Raw genomic sequence first — 21982 nt, 5'->3', positions numbered from 1 at the left:
GCTTATTTCCCTCCGAAGGTGGGCAGGCCATCGAACAGTGCGAGCGTTTGCTTCATCTGGCTCTCAAGTTGCTCAACGCGCGTGAACTGGATGAGATAGCGCTTGTAGACTTGATCATATTTGGCCTGAAGAGAGGTTTCCTGCTTGCTCAAGGATTTCTCAATGACCTGTATCGATTCCTGACGTTTCTTCAAATGTCCATCAGTCGGCGACAGCCATGTTTTCAGATAACTATTCATGGACTCACCGATCCCCTGGTTCTTGCCATCGAAGAGGCCCGCCAGCCCATGCGGACTTTTTTCCAGTGCGGCGTTCAGCTTGGTACTGTCCACCGACAGCACGCCAGCGCGATCGGCACTCACGCCGTAATCGAGCAGCCGCACACCATTGACCTGACCGCGCAGCAGGTCATTCAGGCGCTGCTGCAACGCCCGTACCCCGGCATCGGCGGCAAGCGGCCCTGCTGCGGCTGTTTCGCCGCCGCTGGCTGTCAACGTGCGCAACGCTTCAAACAATGCGTTGTATGCGTTGACAAAGCTCTTGACGTTCTCAGCCGTACCGGCCTGGTCGAGCGTGACATCAAGCCGTACCAGCGGATCGTTGCTTCCTGTCACCTGGGTGAAGGTCACGCTGACACCATCGATTCCGCTAAAGGTATTGCTGCTTTGCTCAACCCGTGCGCCGCTAGCCTTGTCGCCGAGATAAAACACGGCGTTCCGGGCTGGCGAGAGTTCTTTCGAGCTTCCCAGTGAAGCGGCAAGTGCAGGATCAGCAATCCCACTCGTATCCAGCGTGATACTGTTTTCGGTGCCGCTCTTGCCTGCGGTCAACACAAGTTGTTGCGTGCCGTTGATCGTCACGACCGAGGCATTCACCCGGCCTTCGTTGCCACTCGCCTGATTGATCGCACGCGCCAGCTCGGCTGGGGTGACATTGCCATTGCTATCGACATTCGCCTTCGAAATATCGACATCGATCGATTCGCCATTCGCCAGCCCGATGCCCAATGTGCCCGCACCGGCGGCGGCCACGCTCGGCATTCCAGAGAACGACAATTGATGTGCGCTGGCCAGTTGCTCGACGAAAAACGAGTAGCTGCCAGGCCTCGCGTTTGAGCCTACCGTGACCGAGCCGAACGCGGGATTCGACAACACGCCACTATGCTTGACCATTTCTTTCGTCAGGCCACCGAGCGCAGTCTCAAAGTTTCTCAGCGCTTCTTGCAGCTTGGCTAGTCCTTCCTTTGCCGCCTTGCTGTTTTCCATTTGCTTATGCAGCCGCGCGGTGGCGTTCTGCATGTAGAGCATCGTTGACTGCTCCGCTAGCATTGCTGGCTTGTTGCCATCCAGTATCGACATAGGAACTCCTTTATTGCCTGACGTTATTCAATCGGATTCGATCAAGGATGAGCCTGGCGCAACCACGCCTGCGTTGCCATCTGGTCCTGGCGCTTTTGCTCACGCACCGCATGGGCTTGCTGCAGCATCTGTTGCTTGCGCTGCAGCACCGTATCGAGACTCTTGTGTTTGATCGCGGCATGCGAGAACGCATCGTGGCTCTCTGCCACGTCTGTCTCGTGACGCACCAGCGTTGCGCGCTGCATCTCAATCAAATCTTGTAAAACGACCTGATAGTCCGCGCGATTAAGCGCAAGCGCCGGGTTATAGCCACGGGCATCGGCAACAATGCCAGGCTCCATGCTGTCCTTGAGGTTTTCCATCCGCGCCAGGGTGTGGCGCTGGCGCTCGCATTGAGCACGCTTGCCTGCCAGATCCAGGCTCAAACGGTCCACTTCGCGGCCGCGTAGCGCGACAAGCCGAGCCAGGCTAGTCACAGTGCGTTCGATTGTCATCGGAGCAGGGCCTCCAGTTGGGCTACGGTGTCGGAAAACGGTGCGGCTTCGGTATTGGTTTGCTGCAAGAAGCGCTCGATCTGCGGATAGCATTCGACCGCGCGGTCGGTTTGCGGGTCCGCCCCGGCGACATAGCCGCCCAGCGGGATCAGGTCGCGCACCTGGGCATAGCGGGACATCAGATCCTTGAGCTCGCGCACGGCGCGCACGTGTCCGGCATCGGCCACCTGAGTCATGCAGCGGCTTACCGAGCGCGCTACGTCGATGGCGGGATAGTGGCCCTGGGACGCAAGATCGCGCGACAGCATGATGTGGCCGTCGAGAATCGCGCGGGCGGTATCGACCACCGGGTCCTGTTCGTCGTCGCCTTCGGCCAGTACCGTGTAAATCGCGCTCATGCTGCCCACGCCTTCGCCATTGCCCGCGCGCTCCACCAGTTGCGGCAACAGGCCAAATACCGAGGGGGGATAACCACGCGTGGCAGGCGGCTCACCGAGCGCCAGTGCCATTTCGCGTTGCGCCATCGCATAGCGCGTCAGCGAATCGACGAGCAGCAGCACATTGCTGCCTGCATCGCGGAAATGCGCGGCCACGGCGTGACACAACTCCGTCGCCATCAGACGCATGAGTGGCGATTCATCGGCCGGGGCAACCACGACAACGGCTTTGCGCAAGCCTTCCGGGCCGAGCGCATGTTCAACGAACTCGCGCACTTCACGGCCACGCTCGCCAATCAGTCCCACCACCACGACATCGGCATCGGTTTGGCGCGTAATCATGCCGAGCAAGACGCTTTTGCCAACACCACTGCCCGCAAAAAGGCCAACACGCTGACCATGTCCCAGCGTGAGCATGCCGTTGATCGCCCGCACACCGACGTCAAGTACACCGTCGATGGGGCGCTTTTTCAGCGGATTGATGTTCTGTGGCTGCAGCGATAGCGGCACGTCACCGCCGAGCGCGCCGAAGCCATCCAGCGGCTCACCGAGACCGTCAATCACCCGACCGCGCCAGCTCGGGCCAATCCGCAATACGCGCTGTGCGCCATCGTCGGGCAGCACGCGTGCACCCGCGACCAGCCCCGCAGGGCGGCGAAACGGCATGAGATAGGACACCTGCTCGCGGAAACCCACCACGCGCGCCTCCAGCCATGTACCCGAAGAGGTTTCGATGCGCGCTTGCTGGCCGGTTTCGAAGGGATAGCCCGTGGCTTCAAGCACGATGCCCGAGACACCGCTCAAACGGCCGACCGCGCGGGCGACGGGGACATCGTTGAACTCCAGGCTGCTGAGGGTCTTGCTGAATGTCGCCGGATTGGCACTGTTGCTGGCAGCAAAAACTGGGGCCGTCATCATGCGTTCTCCGTCCGTGCTGCATCGTCGTGCACGGCCGCACTTGCGCTTTCGATAGTGCTAGTGCTGACCTGTACATCATCGGTCGACGAGGCCACACCCGGTTCGAACGCCGCGCCATTCAGATACTGGTTGATCTGTTCAATACAGGCACTCAGGCGCTGGCCACAGCCCGCATCCATCTCGCGTTCGCCCGCGCCGACGCGGCATTCACCGCTCGCCAGACGGGCATCCGGCGTCAGATGCCAGTGCCGTGCATGCTCAGGCAGCAGCTCATGAATGCGCTGATACTCCTCTGGGTTCAAACGCACTTCAACTGTCTCTGGCGCCTTGGGCATCTCGGCCAGCACTTCGTCCACGAAGGCGAACAGTTGCTCCGGGCGCAGTTCCAGTTCAGCACGAATGACCTGACGGGCTGCCTTCTCCACTAGCGCGGCAATTTCGTTACGCACCGCAGCCCGGTAGTCCTCCTGAACCTGGGTAAAGCCCGCGATCAGCGCCTCAAGCGGCCTGGACATCTCCGCCAGCGCGCTGTTGATGTCACGCTGCCCTGCTTCCCTGGTCGCGGTCCGGCCTCGTTCATAGCCTTCCTGGTAACCCTCGTGATAGCCCGATTGACGCGACTCTTCCAGCATGTCCTCCGAGATAGCCGAAGCCACGCCCGTAAAAACCAGCTCCGTGCCGTCAGGCAGCGGCTCCATGCGTGCGCGCAAGCGCGCCAAGGGAGGAAACACATAGCGGCGGTAAGACTTGGCGGGCTTCATCAGACCACCTCCTCCGCAACCAGTTGCAGCTCAAGCTCACCGCCTTCGGCAAGTTCCTTGACGCGCTCCATGATCTCGCGGCGTGCCTGTTCGACACGGCTCATCGGTGCCGGTGGCGTGCGCCGCAGCATTTCTTCGAACGCCTGTACCGCACGGCGTGGCATCGCGCGCATCAGTGCGGCAGGCAGTGCCGCATCGGCGCCCTTCAATGCCAAGCCCCACAAGTCGTTATCGACCTGATCCAGGATGACGGCAATCACCTCATCGTTTTGGCGCGCGAGGATCGAGAAATCGTAAATCTGCTCTTCAACTTCTGCCACCAGATCCGGATCATGAGCACGCAGCAGCTCAACCAGTTCCATCTGTCCGCTCGGCATACGGTTGATGATTTGCGCCAGTTGACGTACGCCTTCCACTGCGGTGCTTTGCGTACCGAGGTTCTCCAGACAAAGGTCCACCACGGTTTCGAGATCGCGCAGCAAGTCGTAATCAATTTCCTTCAGCCGTGCGATGTTAAGCAAGACCCGTTCACGGCTGGCTTCGGGCAAAGCACGAATCACGAGGCTGGCTTGCTCGGGTGGCAGGAATACCAGGAACATCGCCTGCATACGCACATGCTCGCGCGCCAGGCGATCAGCCAGCCATTGCGGCTGGGCCCATTGCAGGCGAGCCATCTTCGGCCCGATCACATCGCCATAGATGCGGTTCAGCACGCTATTGGCAATCACGCCCCCAGCGCGATATCAAGCGAGCGTTGCAGGAACGAGCGCGAGGCACCACGCACGCCGCTTTGCGCGCGGAACTGCTCGAAAAAGCGTTGCAGCGTGTGCTGTACCGCATCAACCTTGACGCCATTCATACGCGACATCGCCATCGTCACCTCCAGCAGTTCATCGCGCGACAGGCAACGCAGTACTTGCGCAGCAGGCTCTTCGCCCATGCTCAGCAACACGATCGCGGCGCACTCAACGGAGCTGAGATCGACACTCGTGGAAGCGGCGGCCAACGACATCGCGGAAGCCATCGATACAGCGGAAGCAGCCAGTGCCGGCGTAGCGGACGGAGCCGTGGACGGCGTGGCAGATGGGGGAGCGGATACAGCCTGATTCTGGTTATCCATTTTTGCGAATCCACGGTTTGATGACTTCGGCGACACGCTCCGGATCTTGACCCGATAGCAACTTGAGATGCTCGATCAGAACGTCGACATCTGAACCAATCGGCGGCAAGTCATGATCGGTATCGAGCAGCATCATGGGACGGGCCTCTGACGTGATTTCGGCATCGGCCACCGCCGCCATCTCGCCTGCCAGAGCGGCCTGCGGTTGCTGCGCGGTGACCCATTGACGCAGCACGCCAATCAGCGGCCTTAGCACCATGAAGATCAGAAGCAGCCCGGCTAGCGCATAGCCGCCCCAGGTGCCAAACAACACGAGGTTGTCAGGATCCTTCCACCAGATCGTGGCGATCGGGTCAGCCTGCTTGCGGAAATCCAGTGCCGAAACCACCAGGCTATCCTGACGTTCCTTGTCAAGCCCCAGACCATTGCGCAAGATTTTCTCGATCTTCTCGATCTGTTCGGGGCTCCAGCTTTTTGCCTGGCCCGGTGCCGCGGCATTGTTCAGCACGACCGCCACGCTCATCTTTTTGAGCCGCGCTGGGCTACGCTTGATCTGCGTCACGTTGCGGTCGTAGGCGTACTGGCGAGTCTGTGCATTGCGTGCCGAGCGTGATGGCGCAGCCTCACTCGCGGCGGACGGAGGAGCCGGGCGATTCGACAACGAACCCGGCACACCCATCGCAGCGTGAGCGGTATCGTTTTCCTCGCGCACCGCTTCTTGTGTGACCTTGGGTGCTTCGCCGTATTGCTCGCGGGTTTCTTCAATGCGGTCATGGTCGATATCGACCGTGACGCTGGCCCGGAACTGACCCTCGCCCAGCGATGGCAAAAGCAGATCATGAATATTGCGCAGCGCTTCATCACGAATGCGCGTGCTCATTTCGTCATCGGCTGGATTCGCTGAATTCGGGTCCAGCAACGCGGACAAATGATTACCTGCCTGATCGACCACAGCGATGCGCTGCGGATCGAGATTCGCTACGCTGCCGGCCACCAGGGAGACGATCGCCTGCACCTGATCTTTCGACAGCTTGCGGCCGGACTTCAGCGTAAGCACGACCGAGGCGCTGCTTTTATCGCCATCGCCCAGGATGAACGAGGAGGATTTGGCGACCGACAGATGCACCCGCGCCGACGCAACCGGATCGAGCGTTGCAATGCTTTGCATCAACTCGCCTTCAAGACCGCGACGAAAGCGCACATCCTGAACAAACTGGCTCACGCCAAGCGGATCGCTTTTGTCGACTTGCTCAAGCCCCGCAGGCAGCTTCGCCACCACGCCCTTGGCAGCCAGTAGCATGCGCACCTGGCCCAGTTTCGATTCGGGCACCAGAACCTGGCCGCTATCGGGATGCAAGCGGTACGGAATGTGATCCGCTTCAAGCACGGCCATCAAATCAGCCGCAGCCACCGTTTCATGGTTGCCAAAAAGCGGCTTGTACTGGCCATCCTGGTGACGCATCACCATCATCGCCAGCGCCGTAAGACAGATCGCCAGAATCACGACCGGCATGAACTTCATCAGCGCGCTGGATGACGGTAGCTTGATGCCGGTGGGAAACCAGCTAGCGGTCAACGATTTGAATTTATCGAGCACGGTGACGTCTCGTTAGACTTGCATCTTGATGATGTCGTCGAACGCATTCATCATCTTGTTGCGAACCTGGATCAGCATCGAAAACGAGAGGCTGGCCTGCTGGCTGGAAAGCATGGCGCTCACCAGATCATCGCTATCGCCGCGATCAACCGCCGCGACCTGCTCGCTGGCCTGGTGCTGCTGGCCATCGACATTGAATAGCGCCTGTTTGAAGGTATCGGTGAAGTTCTGCGCCGTCGTCGCTTCGGATGCTGTGCTGTCAGCCATCGGCGTATCAGCCGGGCTACGCTGCGTCAGGATCGATGTCAGCATCGGGCTGAGGGATTCAACGTTCATGACCACTCCCAGATAAAGGTCGGTTTAATACAGAACGAATTGTGTCGATCCCGATGGCCGCAGGCGATAAACCTAAACGGAACCTAAATGGCTTTTGATGGATCGTTGATGAGGGCGGCGCAAGGTACGCCAGACGGGCCTGACGGCCAAACGAGCGGGCCTACGGCGATCAGGGGAAAAAAGACACTGGCGCGCGGCATTGCGCCACCACCTCAGACGTGAGCGTGAGACGCGTGAAACGCGTGAAACAAGCGAGCCGTATTTTTAGAATTCGATCGCGTGGTTTATCACGTGCAATGCGACGCATTGCGAGTCAGGCTGCCCCCGGCAATACCCGAGGCGCCTCGGGCGCTTACGGCGCCTGCGGCTCAACAGAAGCAGGCAAGGAAATCCGGAAATCGGTGCCCTGCCCCAGTTCGCTAGACACGTCCACCGTGCCCCCATGGCGCTCAACGACGGCTCGCACGAATGGCAGCCCAAGGCCCACGCCCGCTCCCGCGTCACGTTGCCGCACAGCCTGGAAAAACGGTTCGAACAACCGCTCGATGGTCTCAGCCGTCATGCCAATGCCCTGGTCGATCACGTGCACGACAAACCGTGCATCGGCCGTGGCTACGATCCTCACTTCGATCGTCGTATGCTCGGACGAATACTTGATCGCGTTGTCCAGCACATTCACCACCGAGCGCAACAGCATGTCGAGATTGCCCTGAACATAGGGCTCGCATCCGGTTTCGTTATGCGGGCCGAGCAGCTCAATCGACTTCTCGCTGGCGCTGTGCCACACCTGATCCATGGCTTCGACCGCGAGATCAACCAGCGCCACCGGTGCGAAGACCTTGCGATCCATCCGCTCAGCACGCGAAAGCTGCATGAAGTCTTTCGCCACGCGCAACGAATAATCAACCTGCTCGCGCAAATCTTGCAAAAACACATGGTCGTTACGCACTCCGCCTGCTGCGGTTTCAGCACCGCGCCGCTCGATCAGCGCGAGGATCGTTGTCAACGGGCTACGCAGGTCATGAGCAATATGACGCAGCATCTGCTTGTCGTGCGACACCGTATCGTGCTTTTCTCCGGTATTGATCAGGCAAACCAGATGCAAGGCTTCGCCAGGCTCGGCGGCATCCACGGCTGTGCCGTCAGTGGGCAACAGCGGCTGGCACAACAAGACATGTGCGGCACCGTTCAGCTCAATCTCGCGCACAGCGGGCCGCCCCGCTGCACGGCTTTCGTCGACTAATTCCGTGATGCTCGCCAAGGTGATGCCCTTACCTCCGCTAACATCAGTGGCTGCGCTGCTGTCAAGAAACTCGACCGCTCTCGCATTCCAGATCACCACTTTTCCGCCCATCGCCATGAACACCGGATACGGCAACTGGTTAATCAAGTCGACGTACATTTTTTGCCATACCCGTATTTCGGACATCGCTGTTTTCAGTTCGTGAAGCGTAGCGCTGCTTGCAAGCGCAGATACCGTGCTTGCCGAACCATCCAGTGAACCCATCCCTCCCATCGATGCGGAAATTTCCCGCAAATGCTGGACCTCACGGCGCATCAGCGCGAAGGTTCGACCCAGCCGCTCCCACGCGAAAAACGCATAAATCATCAAGCACGCGGCGGGTAAAAAACCAATCGGTAACCAGATGTGCTGGGTGCACAGCACGACGGGCAACATCAATACCAAAAGGCCCCAGCCAAACGCCATGACATGCATCAGGCGGCCGGAGACAAAACGGCAAATCAGGATCATCCCCAGCGCCAGCACGAGATAAACCGGGACGGTCACTGCCGAGGGCCATTCACGCACCACGCTGCCTGTCATCAATGCGCTGGCAATCAACGCGTCCAGTCCGGCACGTGACACGGCCTCCATATGCAACGACGACACGCGGAACCGGCCTTCCCCTTGCCATGCCGTATATCCGACAAAAACGATTTTTCCGGCGAACGCCGCAGGTGGAACCCGGCCTTCTATCACATCGATGAATGAATAGGATGACAAACTTGACGCACGCGGCAGCATCAGCAACACGGTATCGGTTCGGGTCGCGCCCAGCGACAATGCGTGCGGCTGCTCGTAGTCATCGAGCTTGAAGGGCAACGGCTGGCCCGCCACGCGCAAGGCCTCCAGCGCGATGTGTGAGTACTTCGCATGGCCGATTTGCTGCGAAGGCACGAAGCCGTTCACCACGCCGTAATGGCCTCGCGTCACCGTGCGATGACCATAACCCGCAGCTGCGTCACGCAAGGCAGCGGGCGGACTGAGTGCAGGCTGGCCCGTGCCATCGCTTTCGATACTCGGCAGCGCCAGCACAACCCGGCCATTTTGCCGCACCGCTTGCGTGAAGCCGGGGGTGGCAATGGTGGGAGAAAGCGGGAGATCAATCACGATGCTGCGGGCATCGTGGAGTTTTTCAAGAAGACGCTCGCCGTAATGCAGCGGATCAGTGGGATACAGAATATGGAGGGTTTTTTCGTCGATCTCGATGACCGCGACCCCAGTGGCTTGGGCTGTAGGCAGCCACAGACGCATTGCATCGAACATTGCCCGGTCAAGCGAGCCTGTCGCCATGGTGCCGCCAGGGTGCGAACTCAGCGCTGCCAGCAGCAACATGCCCACCAGGAAAACCCCACGTCCCAATCCCAGACTGGCACAACGCTTCAACCAACGACGCATGAATGGCATCAAGAACCTCTCTTGTCAGTCTGCCGGGAACCCAGCGCTGAAATGCCTGCTCGATGTTTTATGTCCGGACGACGAATGACGGCGCGCCCGAATACGCCGGCGCTGACACAGACTGCTTTCGCGGTGCGGATGCGGCCGATGCTGACGCGATCCGTGTAGTACGCTCCAGCCGATAGCCATAGTTGTAAACCGTCGACACCACCACGTCATTTTTCGCACGCAACTCAAGCGCGCTGCGCAGCTTGCTGATGTAGGTGGCCAGCGTGGCATCGTACTTGCGGTCGATGACGCCCCATATCTGCTTGATCAGCACATCCTTGGTGACGATGCGTCCGATATTCTGAAAGAGATACAACGCCAGATCGAATTCGCGTGCGGATAGCGTCAGCATTTTTTTGCCGTTGACACCATTGACCGTCACGCTGCGCGCATTGGTATCCAGCACATAACGTCCGACCTCCAGCATTGGGGTGCGAGTCACTTCGGGATAGTACTTGCGCAGTTGCGCCTGAACCCGCGCCACCAGTTCGCGCTCACGCACTGGCTTGGAAAGGTAATCGTCCGCGCCGCAGTTCAGGCCGTGAACGATATCGCCCTCGTCATCGTGCTGCGTCACCATCAGCACCGGCAGTAGTTGTGAGAAGCGTTCACGTGTGAGACGCAGCACTTCGATGCCAGGTGTACCCGGCACGTCCCAGTCGAGCAGCAGCAAATCAACGGGTTCGCTTTCAATCATCTGCAGAAAGCTATCGCCGTCATGGCGCACCACTACATCATGTCCCGCCTTCTTGAGCCAGCCCGCCACGGCCTTCGCCTGTTCAATCGAATCTTCCAGGATTGCGATACGCATCTGATACTCCTTACCAGAGTACTAACACTGAAATAACCGGTACAGCCAAATTCGCCTACCCGGAAAACCCTCCATCACTGTTTCTAACTGTAAAAGTATTTTAGGATCGCCTGAATTATTACACTCAGATTTCTTAAATTTCTTAAGATAAATCTTAAAATGTTAAATTTTCATCATAGAAAATAAACTCAGTTTAAAACCTGGGAGAGGTGTGCCGTTTTGTACAGGTGACGCCGCTGCTTAACTCAATGCATGCAATGCAACGCGGCGGACACTCGAAACGATCCCTCGAATCATTTACCCAGGAAATCCTAATCATGTTGAGCCTGCACACCAATTCAGCCGCCATGTCGATCCAGCGCACCCTCAGCAACACGCGGGCCGCAGCGGATACTTCGATGACCCGTCTGGGCACCGGCTTTCGCATCAACTCCGCCAAAGACGACGCAGCAGGCCTGCAAATCGCTACCCGACTGATGGCGCAAACACGCGGCATGAACGTCGCCATGCAGAACACGCAAAACGCCACGTCGATGCTGCAAACCGCCGACGGCGCGTTCTCTGAAGTCAGCAACGTGCTGCTGCGCATGAAAGACCTCGCCACGCAAGCCGCAGACGCATCGTCGTCGGCCGCAGACAAGACCGCCATGCAAGCGGAATACGATGCACTCGGCAGCGAACTGTCGAACATCATGAGCAACACCTCATACGGTGGCGAGAAGCTGCTGAGCGGCGGCAAGCTCGGCGACAAGATGACGTTCCAGATCGGCGCCAGCAAGGCTGAAACAATGGAAGTCAACCTGAAAACTCAATTGAAGACACTGGATGATTCGTTCAAGGCCGTGTCCAAGAACTACACGGCCGCTGCACAAGGCGATGAACTGACGAGCGGCACAGCCTCCGCACAGATCAACGCGATCAATACCGCGCTCAGCGATCTGGGGACCACACGTTCGGCAATCGGTGCGGCACAAAACCGTCTGTCGCACATCAATAACAACCTGGGCAACATGGCCAGCAACACCGCCGACGCTCAGGGCCGCATCATGGACGTCGATTACGCGTCGGAAAGCGCCAACATGACCTCCAAGCAGATTCTTCTGCAAGCCAGCTCCGCCATGCTCAAGCAAAGCTCCAGCATGAGCCAGATGGTGCTGTCGCTGATCCAGTAAGCGGAGTTCATACAGCACTTCGTAGTACCAGAAATGGCAGTACCGACGGCCCGCCTTGTGCGGGCCGTTTTCATTCAGAGAGAGCAGGCGCAGCCTGGACATTCCCCAGAAGCGGGCTCAACGACACACCCGCCAATAAATTTTCATGCCGCTTTAAAGATTCAGCCTCAGCGTCGTTTTGTACAGGTGACGCCGCTGCTTAACTCAACACAACGCGGTGGACACTCGAAACGATCCCTCGAACCATTTACCCAGGAAATCCTAATCATGTTGAGCTTGCATACCAATTCAGCCGCCATGTCGATCCAGCGCACCCTCAGCAACACACGGGCCGCAGCGGATACCTCGATGACCCGTCTGGGCACCGGCTTTCGTATCAACTCCGCCAAAGACGACGCAGCAGGCCTGCAAATCGCTACCCGACTGATGGCGCAAACACGCGGCATGAACGTCGCCATGCAGAACACGCAAAACGCCACGTCGATGCTGCAAACCGCCGATGGCGCGTTCTCTGAAGTCAGCAACGTATTGCTGCGCATGAAAGACCTCGCCACGCAAGCTGCAGATGCATCGTCGTCAGCCGCAGACAAGACTGCCATGCAAGCGGAATACGATGCACTCGGCAGCGAACTGTCGAACATCATGACCAACACCTCATACGGTGGCGAGACGCTGCTAAAAAGCGGCAAGCTGGCATCAAAGATGACGTTCCAGATCGGCGCCAGCAAGGCCGAAACCATGGACGTCAACCTGAAAGTCCAGATCGAAGCACTGGACAAGGCATTCAAAGATTCGAGCGCGAGCTACGACAAAGGCACGGCAGGCACCGAGCTAACCGCGGCAGGCGAAGCTGCCAAGCAGATCGACCTGATCAACACCGCGCTCAGCAGCCTCGGCACATCGCGTTCGGCGATCGGTGCGGTGCAAAACCGTCTGTCACACATCAATAACAACCTGGGCAACATGGCCAGCAACACCGCCGATGCTCAGGGCCGCATCATGGACGTCGATTACGCGTCGGAAAGCGCCAACATGACCTCCAAGCAGATTCTTCTGCAAGCCAGCTCCGCCATGCTCAAGCAAAGCTCCAGCATGAGCCAGATGGTGCTGTCGCTGATCCAGTAAGCGGAGTTCATACAGCACTTCGCAGTACCAGAAATGGCAGTACCGACGGCCCGCCTTGTGCGGGCCGTTTTCATTCAGAGAGAGCTGGCGCAGCCTGGACATTCCCCAGAAACGGGCTCAACGACACATCTGCCAATAAATTTTCATGCCGCTTTAAAGATTCAGCCTCAGCGTCGTTTTGTACAGGTGACGCCGCTGCTTAACTCAATGCACGCAACACAACGCGGCAGACACTCGAAACGATCCCTCAAATCCTTTACCCAGGAAATCCTAATCATGTTGAGCTTGCACACCAATTCAGCCGCCATGTCGATCCAGCGCACCCTCAGCAACACACGGGCCGCAGCGGATACCTCGATGACCCGTCTGGGCACCGGCTTTCGCATCAACTCCGCCAAAGACGATGCAGCAGGCCTGCAAATCGCTACCCGCCTGATGGCGCAAACACGCGGCATGAACGTCGCCATGCAGAACACGCAAAACGCCACGTCGATGCTGCAAACCGCCGATGGCGCGTTCTCTGAAGTCAGCAACGTGCTGCTGCGCATGAAAGACCTCGCCACGCAAGCTGCAGACGCATCGTCGTCGGCCGCAGACAAGACCGCCATGCAAGCGGAATACGATGCGCTCGGCAGCGAACTATCGAACATCATGAGCAATACCTCATACGGTGGCGAGAAGTTGCTGAACAGCGGCAAGCTGGCATCAAAGATGACGTTTCAGATTGGCGCCAGCAAGGCCGAAACAATGGACGTCAACCTCAGCGCCCATTTGACGGCATTGGGCACATCGTTTACGGCCGTGTCCAAGAACTACGCGGCCACGGCACAAGGCGATGAATTGACAGGCAGCACAGCCGCCGAACAGATCGATAAGATCAATACCGCGCTCAGCAATCTGGGGACGACACGTTCGGCAATCGGTGCGGCGCAAAACCGTCTGTCGCACATCAATAACAACCTGGGCAACATGGCCAGCAACACCGCTGACGCTCAGGGCCGCATCATGGACGTCGATTACGCGTCGGAAAGCGCCAACATGACCTCCAAGCAGATTCTCCTGCAGGCCAGCTCCGCCATGCTCAAGCAAAGCTCCAGCATGAGCCAGATGGTGTTGTCGCTGATCCAGTAAGATCAGACCTTTAGCAAGGCCCAATACCTTGTAGTCCTTCAAGCCCGCTTCATGCGGGCTTTTTTTTGCGCCAAGCCACTGCACGGGTGGATCACGGGTCAAGCGCACGTCAATCGGCTTCAAGGCGCTTTTTAAGAATTTATTCAGACTCTTCGCCCGCCTTCTCCAGCGCGACGAAAATCGCGGCATTCGTTCATGTGGAAAAATGCCGTGTCACCACCCAACAGCTCCCCTGCTCCAGCCAAGATTTACTCCGCAGCCAGTGCGGCGTCCGCGCTCGTGCTCGATCCTTGCACGTTGGGACGCCCCTTTCATCTGCTCGAAGATTTCAAGCTGACCTTGCAGCGGCAAATCGACCGCCATCTGCACAACCGTTTCAACCAGCGCCATAACACCGCCTTTACCGTCACCGAAGTGGCCGTCATCGCCTTCGCGCCGACACCTGGCGAAGCCACGTGGCACAGCTATGTCGCCTGCGGCGGCAATATCGCCGTGCGCCTCGACCGGCGCATGCTGCTCGCGCTCCTGGCCTGCCATTACGGCGACCACCGCAACGCCGCGAGCGAAGAACTCGGCCCTGAAACCGCCACGGAACAACGCTATGGACTAGGCACGGGGCTCGCGCTGCTGGGCGAACTGGTCAACTGCATTCAGCCTGACAACAACGAGGACGTCCGTTTCGAGAATCTGTCGCAAACCCCGCCCTCAGCGGGTGCAAGAGTGCTGCGCGTAAACATCATGGAACCCACGCTGGGGCTCTCCGGGTTGCTTGAGTTCGCCATCGACACCATCTGGCTCAACCGGCTTTTTACTTATGCCACGCCGCGCCGCAACCTGAACGCGCCGGGACATGACACCCCGCTCAACACGCGAATTCCCGTCACGCTCATCGCCCAGTTGCTCACCAAGGAAATGATGCTCGACGACATCCTGTACCTGGTGCCGGGCGACATCATTCCCGTGCGCGTACCCGAGACCGCCGACGTGCTGGTCGAAGGCTCGCGCCTTTATAAGGCCGCCATCGCCGAACAGGGCGGCATGCTCTGGCTCACCTCCTTTGAAGACGTGGAGTAACTCCTATGGATATGACCGACGACCTCGATCTGGACGCTGTCCTCGACGGCCTCACGAACGATTCTGCTGAATCGGCTGAAACGGCTGAAACAGCCGCAGCAGCTGGCAGTGCAACGGCACGACGTCCTTCGATCCAGATGCTGCGCAAGATTCCGGTGCGCCTGACGCTCGAAGTCGGCAGCGCCACCCTGCCCCTGTCCGAACTGGTCTCGCTCGAACCCGGGTCAGTCGTCGAACTTGACCGCCTCGCGGGCGAGCCACTGGTCATCAAGGTCAATGGCGCGCCGATCGGGAGTGCTGAGGTGGTCGTCGCAGGCGAAAACTACGGCCTGAAGATTGTTCATCTCGACAATCTCCAGGTGCTCACACAATGAACTCCGGCCTGCACCGGCTCTGGCTTGCAAGCCTCGTTCTGGGCACTGCGTGCCTGGCTTATGCCGCGCCGGCCTCAGCCGATGCCCTCACGCTGCTCTCTGGCGGCAGCAATGGCACACCGCTGACAGTCAAGACCCAGATCCTAGTCCTGATGACCTTGCTAGGGCTCTTGCCCTCGCTAGTGATGACAATGACCAGTTTTCTGCGCTTCGTCATCGTGCTCTCGCTGCTCAAGCAGGCGCTCGGCTTACAGCAGGGGATGCCTGCGCGCATCGTGACCGGTGTAGCGCTGGTACTGACATTGCTCACGATGCGCCCAGTGGGTGAAGCGATCTGGCGCGATGCTTTCGTGCCCTACGACCAGGACAAGATCAGTTTGCAACAAGCGTTAGTAGTCGCCGAAGCGCCGCTATCGCGCTTCATGCTGGCGCAAACCAACAAGGCCGCGCTCCTCCAGGTGGCGCAGCTCTCCGGCACCGGCAATGTGGCCAAAGCGGAAGCCCAGCCGTTTCTGGTGAAGCTGTCAGCGTTCGTGCTGAGCGAACTCAAAACCGCATTCCAGATTGGCGCCATGCTGTTCATTCCATTTCTGGTGATTGATATCGTCGTAGCGTCAGTGCTGATGGCGATGGGGATGATGATGCTTTCGCCCCTTGTGATTTCACTGCCGCTCAAGCTCTTGCTGTTCGTTCTGGTGGACGGCTGGGCGCTGACGGTGAATACGCTGCTGACCAGCGTGCGGAGCGTGTGATGCTGACACCCGATCTCGCCGCGAACCTTGCCATCGACGCCTTGCGTCTGGTCTTGCTCATCGTTTTCGTGCTGATCGTGCCTGGGTTGTTGACCGGGGTGCTGGTGAGCCTCTTTCAGGCCGCCACGCAGATCAACGAACAAACCATGAGTTTTCTGCCGCGTCTGATGGTCACGCTGCTAGCGCTAGCGCTTGCGGGCCACTGGGTCGCTGACCGGCTGATGCATTACACGGTCGAGATCTTCACGCGCGCCGCCCAGCTCGTCGGCTGAGATGGAAGCCACCTTGCACCAGTTGCAGCCGCTGGCGCTGGCGGTGCTCTGGCCGTTTTGCCGGATCGCGGCGGCCTTCGCTACCGCGCCGGTGTTCGGTGAAGCGATGCTGCCCTGGCGCTTGCGCGCACTGATCTCGCTGATTCTCGCGCTGGCGTTGCAGCCATTACTGCCTGCAGCACCCGCCATCGAAGCGCTGTCACTGGCAGGTATCGCCGCGATCGGTGAGCAGATCCTGATCGGCGCGCTGATCGGTTTTGTGTTTCATCTGATTCTTGCTGTGATGACGCTGTTCGGCTCTGTCGTGTCGTCGCAGATGGGGCTGTCGATGGCGGCCATCAACGATCCGCTCAACGGCCAGATGTCGGATGCGCTCTCAAGTGTGATGTACGTGCTGTTCATCTTGCTGTTCTTCAGCGTGGATGGACATCTTTTGCTGTTGCAGGTACTCGCGCGCAGCTTCACCATCTGGCCGGTCGGCAGTGCGTCGTTTAGCGCACAGGCTTTGCAACACCTGGTCTTTGCCATCGGCTGGATGTTCGCTGCGGCGCTCGCGCTGGCGCTGCCGGTGGTGTTCACCACGCTAGTGGTGCAAGTCGGCATGGGCTTGCTCAATCGCGCGGCGCCCACGATGAACCTGTTCGCCTTGGGGTTTTCGATCACAACCATGACCGGCTTACTGTTAGTGACCCTGTTGATCCCTTCGCTGCCTGAGCATTACGGACGCATGGTGAGCCATGTCCTCGACTTGTACGGTGCGCTGGCAAGCGCCAGTCTGGCGCAGGTTACCCCCAGCGCCAACGTTGCCACATTGAGTCATGTCATATCGGGAGGACACCTCGCATGAGCCAGTCCCAAACCGGCGACAAGACCGAAAAAGCCAGCCCGCAGAAACTGCGCAAGGCCAAACAGGAAGGCCAGGTCAGCCGTTCGCGCGATATCGCCACGGCGATCGGCATCTTCGTGAGCCTCAAGCTCATCTTCGCGCTCGCGCCTGGCTGGCTGCAACAGATGAAGAGTCTGTTCGCGCTCTCGATGGCGGATCTGTCCGGCGTCAATGGGCTGGACAACGCGATGTCGCGGCTCTTTCCCGCGACCTTGCTGCTGATCGCCCAGATGCTCGCGCCGCTGGCGCTGGTACCGCTGTGCATTGTGTTCGGCTCGCTCTTTCCAGGCGGCTGGATCATGAGCCACAAGAATTTCATGCCGAAGGGCAACCGTCTGAATCCGCTGTCCAATCTGAAGCGGCTGGTATCGCGCAAGCATTACATCCAGGTGGGTACGACGGTGCTCAAAGCCGTGGCGCTGTCGACTGTGCTGTGGACCGTATGCCGCGCCAATCTCGAACATTTCGTGCACCTGCAAGGCGCAACGTTGCTAGACGCGCTCACAGGAGGCGCCGAACTCTTCCTGAATTCCACGCTCGCATTGAGCGGCGTGCTCATCGCTTTTGCGCTGATCGATGTGCCCGTGCAGCGCGTGCTGTTCATGCGCGAGCAGCGCATGAGCAAGCGCGATATCAAGGATGAAATGAAAAACAGCGAAGGCCGGCCCGAAGTCAAAAGCCGGATTCGCCAGATTCAGCGGCAGTTCGCGCGCCAGGGCATTCGCAAGACGGTGCCCGGCGCGGACGTGGTGATCGTCAATCCGACGCACTATGCCGTCGCGCTCAAGTACGACGAAAGCCGTGCACAAGCGCCCTTCGTCGTAGCCAAGGGCATCGACGAAACCGCCTTGCTGATTCGTGAAGTCGCACGCCAGCACGGCGTCGAGGTACTGGAGCTGCCGCCACTTGCGCGGGCGGTCTATCACACCAGCCAGGTGAACCAGCAGATCCCGGCGGCGCTTTATCGCGCCGTCGCGCAAGTGCTGAGCTATGTCTTGCAAATCAACGCGTTCCAGCAAGGACTGAGCCCGCATCGCCCGCTCATGCCGAACGCTTTCGATATTCCCGAAGAGCTACAGAGGGCCCAGGCATCATGACGTCCAAGCCGCTATCCCGTCTCACCGCGAAGTTCCGCAGCATCAAGTTCTCCGCGCCACTGGCCTTGCTCATCATCCTCTCGATGGTGATCTTGCCGCTGCCGCCGTTCGTGCTGGACATGCTGTTCACCTTCAATATCGTGCTGTCGATCGTCGTGATCCTCGTCGCGGTATCGGTGCGGCGGCCGCTTGAGTTTTCTGCGTTTCCCACGGTGATCCTCGCTGCGACGCTGATGCGCCTGACGCTCAACGTCGCCTCAACGCGCGTCGTGCTGCTCAACGGGCACACGGGCACCAACGCAGCGGGCCAGGTGGTCGAAGCGTTCGGTAACGTGGTGATTGGCAGCAACTTTGTCGTGGGTCTCGTGGTGTTCGTGATTCTGATGATCATCAATTTCGTGGTGGTCACGAAAGGCGCGGAACGGGTCTCCGAAGTCTCGGCGCGCTTTACGCTCGATGCGCTGCCGGGCAAGCAGATGGCGATCGACGCCGATCTCAATGCGGGCTTGATTACCCAGGAAAAGGCGCAACTGCGGCGCGCCGAAGTCACCTCCGAAGCCGATTTCTACGGCGCCATGGATGGGGCATCAAAGTTTGTGCGGGGTGACGCCATCGCCGGGATTCTGGTGCTCATCATCAATTTGCTGGGCGGCTGGGTCATCGGCGTGGTGATGCACGGCCTCTCGACTGCCGATGCCTTCCACCAATACGGCTTGCTGACCATCGGTGACGGCCTGGTGGCACAAATTCCCGCGCTGCTGCTCTCAGCGGCCGCCGCGGTGATCGTGACGCGTATCAGCGATGCCCGCGATTTCGAAGAGCAGGTCAGCCAGCAGATGCTCGCCTCGCCCACCGTGCTGTTCAGTGCTTGCGCGCTGATGGTGGTGCTGGCACTGATCCCTGGAATGCCAACGCTGGTGTTTCTGGGCTTTGCGGCGGTACTGGGTTTTGTAGGCTGGCGCATGATGAAGCGTCGTGCAGTCGAAGCCAGCAGCGATCAGGGCACCGAACGCGAGATGGAAGCCGCGCTGCTCGCCCCGCGCCAGGAACAGCTGGACTGGAGCATGTTGCCGTATGTCGATCCACTGTCGATCTCGCTGGGCTACAAGCTGGTGGCGATGCTCGATGAAAGCCAGGGCGCACCGCTGCTCAAACGCATTCGAGGCACACGCCAGAACCTGTCGGAAACGCTCGGCTTTTTGCTGCCGCCCGTCAGCGCCCGCGACGATTTAAGCCTGCCGCCCGCCAATTACGCCATCGTGCTCAACGGCGCCACCGTCGCTCAGGCCCAGCTTTATCCCGATCGTCTGATGGCGATCCCTTCGCCGACGACTTACGGCGAACCTGATGGCATTCCCGGTATCGACCCGGCTTACAACATGCCCGTCACCTGGATTGATCCGGCGGACAAGGCCCAGGCACTTGGGCTGGGCTATCAGGTCGTGGATACCGCAACGGTCGTCGCCACGCATCTGGCGAAAGTCGTGCGCGATACGCTGCCAGAGCTGTTCAGCTATGACAACGTGAGCGCCATACAGGAGCGCCTCAATGGCATTGCGCCGGTGCTGGGCGATGCGCTCGGCAAAAGCCTCACGCACAGCCAACTGCGTCGCGTGTTCCGCATCTTGCTGACCGAGCATGTCTCGCTCAAGGACATCGAGACGATCGCCGCAACGCTAGTCGAAGCCGCGGACACCACCAAAGACCCGATCTTGCTGGCCGCCGAGGTGCGCTGCGCGCTGCGGCGCCAGTTGACCTCGACCCTGGTCAATCCAGGCAACGAAATCAAGGGCTTCAGTTTGACCAGCGAGCTTGAGAACCTCCTGCTCAGCACGATGAGTCGTGCCGAACAGTCGAACGCAAGGCTGGCGCTGGATAGCATCCCGGTCGAGCCCAATGTGCTGACGCAGTTGCAAACCTATATGCCTGGCGTGCGCGAGCAGATGAAGCAAATGGGTATTACCCCGCTGCTGCTGGTTATTCCACGCTTGCGGCCGCTGCTGGCGCGCTACGCGAAGCTGTTCGCGCCGGGGCTCACTGTGCTGTCGTACAACGAAATTCCAGAGGCCCGCGACGTGAGCGTGGTGGGAACGCTGGGATAAGGTCGCCCGGAAAAGGCGTCGAGCCTGGCTGCGGCTACGGCGGGACAAAGTACACCCGAGCACACTTGGCACACCTGGCACACCTGGATAAACCCGGACAAACCCGCGAGACAAAGGCCAAGGGCCCGGCATTGAACACATTGTGTCGAATGCCGGGCCCTTGGCCTTTGCGGAAAACGGTACGCCAGCCGATTCGCTGGCGCGCCAGTCACGTTACTTCAGCACCGCAAACCACTGATGCAACGACTCCCACTCGCATTGTTTGAGAATGCTTTCGATGTGTGTTGCGAAAGACGTGTTGTGTTGAAAAGCGCGGCAGAACACCTGAATCACCTCAACCGCATCCTCTGCCAGCATGGTCCGCTCCAGCGCATTCGCATAGCCCGCCAGCATCACACGCACCACGCCGAAGCGGACCATGCACTGACGGTAATGCCTCAGCGGTGAACCCTCGCCCCACGGGAACCGTTCGCGGAGCGTTTCGTTTACCAGATAGCGTTCGAGCACCGCTTCCAGATCAGGGCTTTGCGCCAGCCGCGCGCGGCCCTCGCGGTAACGTGCCTCAACGAGACGGGTCTCAGCCTGCCCCTGCTGGTCGGCGCCCAACCCCATCGCCACCTGCTCAAAAATACGCTGCTGATACTCCGAACGGAACGGCGCGCCGGGATTACACAGAAAACGCGCAAACAGCTGGACCTGCAATGCCTCATTGCAAGGCAGGTTCGCCAGGCTTTCGAGAATGGCACCGCTTTCAACCACTTGCGTCATCTGTTCGAGCAAATCCGGCATCAAGTGAAACTGGCCGTCTTGCAGCAAGGTTTCGATCTGGTCGCACAACAGTCCCAGCACAACCAGGCGCTCGACGATAGGCAACTGCCGGGTACGCAGCAATTGCACCGCCCAGGTTCGGGCGGCAAACATCATGTCATCGTTGAGCCCTGAGAGTGGGCGGTGTGTCATGAGCGTGCCCGCACGCGCGGTGACGTCCACGCGCTCGAACTCAAACGCATCGTCGTCGAGCAACGCCAGGCGGGCTGCCTGCGGACAAGACAGCGTAAGGATCTGTTCGTATTGCCCGGCGAACTTGCAGGTATGGCGCGGATACGTGTGACAGGTGTTCGACAGCGCGTCCTCGCCAAGTCTGGCGTGAACCAGGCACAGGCCCGATGCATCCTGCAAGCCACACGAACGCTCCGCTGCATCCAGGCGGATCAGGCCGTAGTCCTCGTCCTTCTGCGCATGGCGGTTACGCTGCACATGCAATTTGAAGAGCGGCTTCATCTCACTATGGTGGGATGCCTTGTAGCGCTGAAAAGTCGCTTTGTCGATCGTTATCCTCCAGCCAGCGCAACACGTATCGGGACACTCGGGCCCCGCACAACTAAACCGCGTCTGATAACGCGGTACGAGCATGGTTTGGGTTAGCAGTTTTGTCAT

General features: G+C 59.4%; 19 protein-coding genes and 1 pseudogene. 10 read left to right on the top strand and 10 right to left on the bottom strand.

Annotated elements, in window-relative coordinates:
* Positions 1-2: 2 nt before the first annotated feature.
* The 9 genes and pseudogenes from fliD to GH657_RS03730 form a co-directional block, all read right to left on the bottom strand.
* Positions 3-1358: a flagellar filament capping protein FliD gene (gene fliD / locus GH657_RS03770; RefSeq protein WP_153099480.1), complete on the bottom strand. Its 1356-nt coding sequence runs from the start codon at positions 1356-1358 to the stop codon at positions 3-5.
* 41 nt (positions 1359-1399) lie between these two features.
* Entirely contained in the window at positions 1400-1852 is a 453-nt protein-coding gene (gene fliJ / locus GH657_RS03765) for a flagellar export protein FliJ (protein WP_174769863.1), read from the bottom strand.
* Positions 1849-3204, bottom strand: a complete 1356-nt coding sequence (gene fliI, locus GH657_RS03760; protein WP_153101624.1) for a flagellar protein export ATPase FliI — start codon at positions 3202-3204, stop codon at positions 1849-1851. The genes fliJ and fliI overlap by 4 nt, the downstream gene beginning before the upstream one ends.
* The gene (locus tag GH657_RS03755; protein ID WP_153099478.1) at positions 3204-3968 is read right to left on the bottom strand and encodes a FliH/SctL family protein; all 765 of its coding nucleotides are present in this window, start codon (positions 3966-3968) and stop codon (positions 3204-3206) included. Before GH657_RS03755 ends, fliI begins: the two co-directional genes overlap by 1 nt.
* Positions 3968-4992: pseudogene (locus GH657_RS03750) on the bottom strand (FliG C-terminal domain-containing protein). Before GH657_RS03750 ends, GH657_RS03755 begins: the two are co-directional and overlap by 1 nt.
* Before the next feature lie 88 nt (positions 4993-5080).
* A complete protein-coding gene (gene fliF / locus GH657_RS03745; protein WP_153101623.1) occupies positions 5081-6610 on the bottom strand; it encodes a flagellar basal-body MS-ring/collar protein FliF in 1530 nt (509 codons plus the stop codon).
* An 87-nt stretch (positions 6611-6697) separates the two neighbouring features.
* Complete coding sequence (fliE, locus tag GH657_RS03740; protein ID WP_153099477.1) at positions 6698-7021, bottom strand: flagellar hook-basal body complex protein FliE; 324 nt, start codon at positions 7019-7021, stop codon at positions 6698-6700.
* 352 nt (positions 7022-7373) lie between these two features.
* Positions 7374-9701 carry an ATP-binding protein gene (locus GH657_RS03735; protein WP_246173992.1) on the bottom strand — a complete coding sequence of 776 codons (2328 nt, stop codon included), beginning with the start codon at positions 9699-9701 and terminating at the stop codon, positions 7374-7376.
* Between the two features lie 67 nt (positions 9702-9768).
* Positions 9769-10560, bottom strand: coding sequence for a response regulator transcription factor (locus GH657_RS03730; RefSeq protein ID WP_153099475.1), 792 nt, complete (start codon positions 10558-10560; stop codon positions 9769-9771).
* A gap of 317 nt (positions 10561-10877) precedes the next feature.
* Here GH657_RS03730 and GH657_RS03725 point away from each other — a divergent pair, with 317 nt between their 5' ends.
* From GH657_RS03725 to GH657_RS03680, 10 genes are all read left to right on the top strand, one after another.
* Positions 10878-11732, top strand: coding sequence for a flagellin N-terminal helical domain-containing protein (locus tag GH657_RS03725; protein ID WP_153099474.1), 855 nt, complete (start codon positions 10878-10880; stop codon positions 11730-11732).
* Between the two features lie 267 nt (positions 11733-11999).
* The gene (locus GH657_RS03720; RefSeq protein WP_153099473.1) at positions 12000-12857 is read left to right on the top strand and encodes a flagellin N-terminal helical domain-containing protein; all 858 of its coding nucleotides are present in this window, start codon (positions 12000-12002) and stop codon (positions 12855-12857) included.
* 276 nt (positions 12858-13133) lie between these two features.
* On the top strand, positions 13134-13988 hold the full coding sequence (locus GH657_RS03715) for a flagellin N-terminal helical domain-containing protein (RefSeq protein ID WP_153099472.1): 855 nt from the start codon (positions 13134-13136) through the stop codon (positions 13986-13988).
* A 210-nt stretch (positions 13989-14198) separates the two neighbouring features.
* A complete protein-coding gene (locus GH657_RS03710) occupies positions 14199-15062 on the top strand; it encodes a FliM/FliN family flagellar motor switch protein (RefSeq protein ID WP_174769862.1) in 864 nt (287 codons plus the stop codon).
* A 5-nt stretch (positions 15063-15067) separates the two neighbouring features.
* Positions 15068-15436: a flagellar motor switch protein FliN gene (gene fliN, locus GH657_RS03705; protein WP_153099470.1), complete on the top strand. Its 369-nt coding sequence runs from the start codon at positions 15068-15070 to the stop codon at positions 15434-15436.
* On the top strand, positions 15433-16188 hold the full coding sequence (fliP, locus tag GH657_RS03700) for a flagellar type III secretion system pore protein FliP (protein WP_153099469.1): 756 nt from the start codon (positions 15433-15435) through the stop codon (positions 16186-16188). The genes fliN and fliP overlap by 4 nt, the downstream gene beginning before the upstream one ends.
* Entirely contained in the window at positions 16188-16460 is a 273-nt protein-coding gene (locus GH657_RS03695; RefSeq protein WP_153099468.1) for a flagellar biosynthetic protein FliQ, read from the top strand. Before fliP ends, GH657_RS03695 begins: the two co-directional genes overlap by 1 nt.
* A 1-nt stretch (position 16461) precedes the next feature.
* Complete coding sequence (gene fliR, locus GH657_RS03690) at positions 16462-17307, top strand: flagellar biosynthetic protein FliR (protein WP_153099467.1); 846 nt, start codon at positions 16462-16464, stop codon at positions 17305-17307.
* The gene (flhB, locus tag GH657_RS03685; protein ID WP_153099466.1) at positions 17304-18443 is read left to right on the top strand and encodes a flagellar type III secretion system protein FlhB; all 1140 of its coding nucleotides are present in this window, start codon (positions 17304-17306) and stop codon (positions 18441-18443) included. The genes fliR and flhB overlap by 4 nt, the downstream gene beginning before the upstream one ends.
* Positions 18440-20545: a flagellar biosynthesis protein FlhA gene (locus GH657_RS03680; RefSeq protein ID WP_153099465.1), complete on the top strand. Its 2106-nt coding sequence runs from the start codon at positions 18440-18442 to the stop codon at positions 20543-20545. Before flhB ends, GH657_RS03680 begins: the two co-directional genes overlap by 4 nt.
* A 213-nt stretch (positions 20546-20758) precedes the next feature.
* Here the strand turns inward: GH657_RS03680 and fliB are convergent, their stop codons facing one another.
* Positions 20759-21958, bottom strand: coding sequence for a flagellin lysine-N-methylase (fliB, locus tag GH657_RS03675; protein ID WP_246174116.1), 1200 nt, complete (start codon positions 21956-21958; stop codon positions 20759-20761).
* Positions 21959-21982: the final 24 nt, after the last annotated feature.

The sequence above is a fragment of the Paraburkholderia hayleyella genome (genome assembly GCF_009455685.1).
Classification (GTDB): Bacteria; Pseudomonadota; Gammaproteobacteria; order Burkholderiales; family Burkholderiaceae; genus Paraburkholderia; species Paraburkholderia hayleyella.
Note: the sequence above shows the minus strand (reverse complement) of the source record. Positions and strands in the feature narration are given on the sequence as shown.

Coding starts and splice junctions, on each gene's coding strand:
- fliD (WP_153099480.1), bottom strand. CDS start 1,358: ATGTCGATACTGGATGGCAACAAGCCAGCAATGCTAGCGGAGCAGTCA.
- fliJ (WP_174769863.1), bottom strand. CDS start 1,852: ATGACAATCGAACGCACTGTGACTAGCCTGGCTCGGCTTGTCGCGCTA.
- fliI (WP_153101624.1), bottom strand. CDS start 3,204: ATGACGGCCCCAGTTTTTGCTGCCAGCAACAGTGCCAATCCGGCGACA.
- GH657_RS03755 (WP_153099478.1), bottom strand. CDS start 3,968: ATGAAGCCCGCCAAGTCTTACCGCCGCTATGTGTTTCCTCCCTTGGCG.
- fliF (WP_153101623.1), bottom strand. CDS start 6,610: ATGAAGTTCATGCCGGTCGTGATTCTGGCGATCTGTCTTACGGCGCTG.
- fliE (WP_153099477.1), bottom strand. CDS start 7,021: ATGAACGTTGAATCCCTCAGCCCGATGCTGACATCGATCCTGACGCAG.
- GH657_RS03735 (WP_246173992.1), bottom strand. CDS start 9,701: ATGCGTCGTTGGTTGAAGCGTTGTGCCAGTCTGGGATTGGGACGTGGG.
- GH657_RS03730 (WP_153099475.1), bottom strand. CDS start 10,560: ATGCGTATCGCAATCCTGGAAGATTCGATTGAACAGGCGAAGGCCGTG.
- GH657_RS03725 (WP_153099474.1), top strand. CDS start 10,878: ATGTTGAGCCTGCACACCAATTCAGCCGCCATGTCGATCCAGCGCACC.
- GH657_RS03720 (WP_153099473.1), top strand. CDS start 12,000: ATGTTGAGCTTGCATACCAATTCAGCCGCCATGTCGATCCAGCGCACC.
- GH657_RS03715 (WP_153099472.1), top strand. CDS start 13,134: ATGTTGAGCTTGCACACCAATTCAGCCGCCATGTCGATCCAGCGCACC.
- fliN (WP_153099470.1), top strand. CDS start 15,068: ATGGATATGACCGACGACCTCGATCTGGACGCTGTCCTCGACGGCCTC.
- fliP (WP_153099469.1), top strand. CDS start 15,433: ATGAACTCCGGCCTGCACCGGCTCTGGCTTGCAAGCCTCGTTCTGGGC.
- GH657_RS03695 (WP_153099468.1), top strand. CDS start 16,188: ATGCTGACACCCGATCTCGCCGCGAACCTTGCCATCGACGCCTTGCGT.
- fliR (WP_153099467.1), top strand. CDS start 16,462: ATGGAAGCCACCTTGCACCAGTTGCAGCCGCTGGCGCTGGCGGTGCTC.
- flhB (WP_153099466.1), top strand. CDS start 17,304: ATGAGCCAGTCCCAAACCGGCGACAAGACCGAAAAAGCCAGCCCGCAG.
- GH657_RS03680 (WP_153099465.1), top strand. CDS start 18,440: ATGACGTCCAAGCCGCTATCCCGTCTCACCGCGAAGTTCCGCAGCATC.
- fliB (WP_246174116.1), bottom strand. CDS start 21,958: ATGCTCGTACCGCGTTATCAGACGCGGTTTAGTTGTGCGGGGCCCGAG.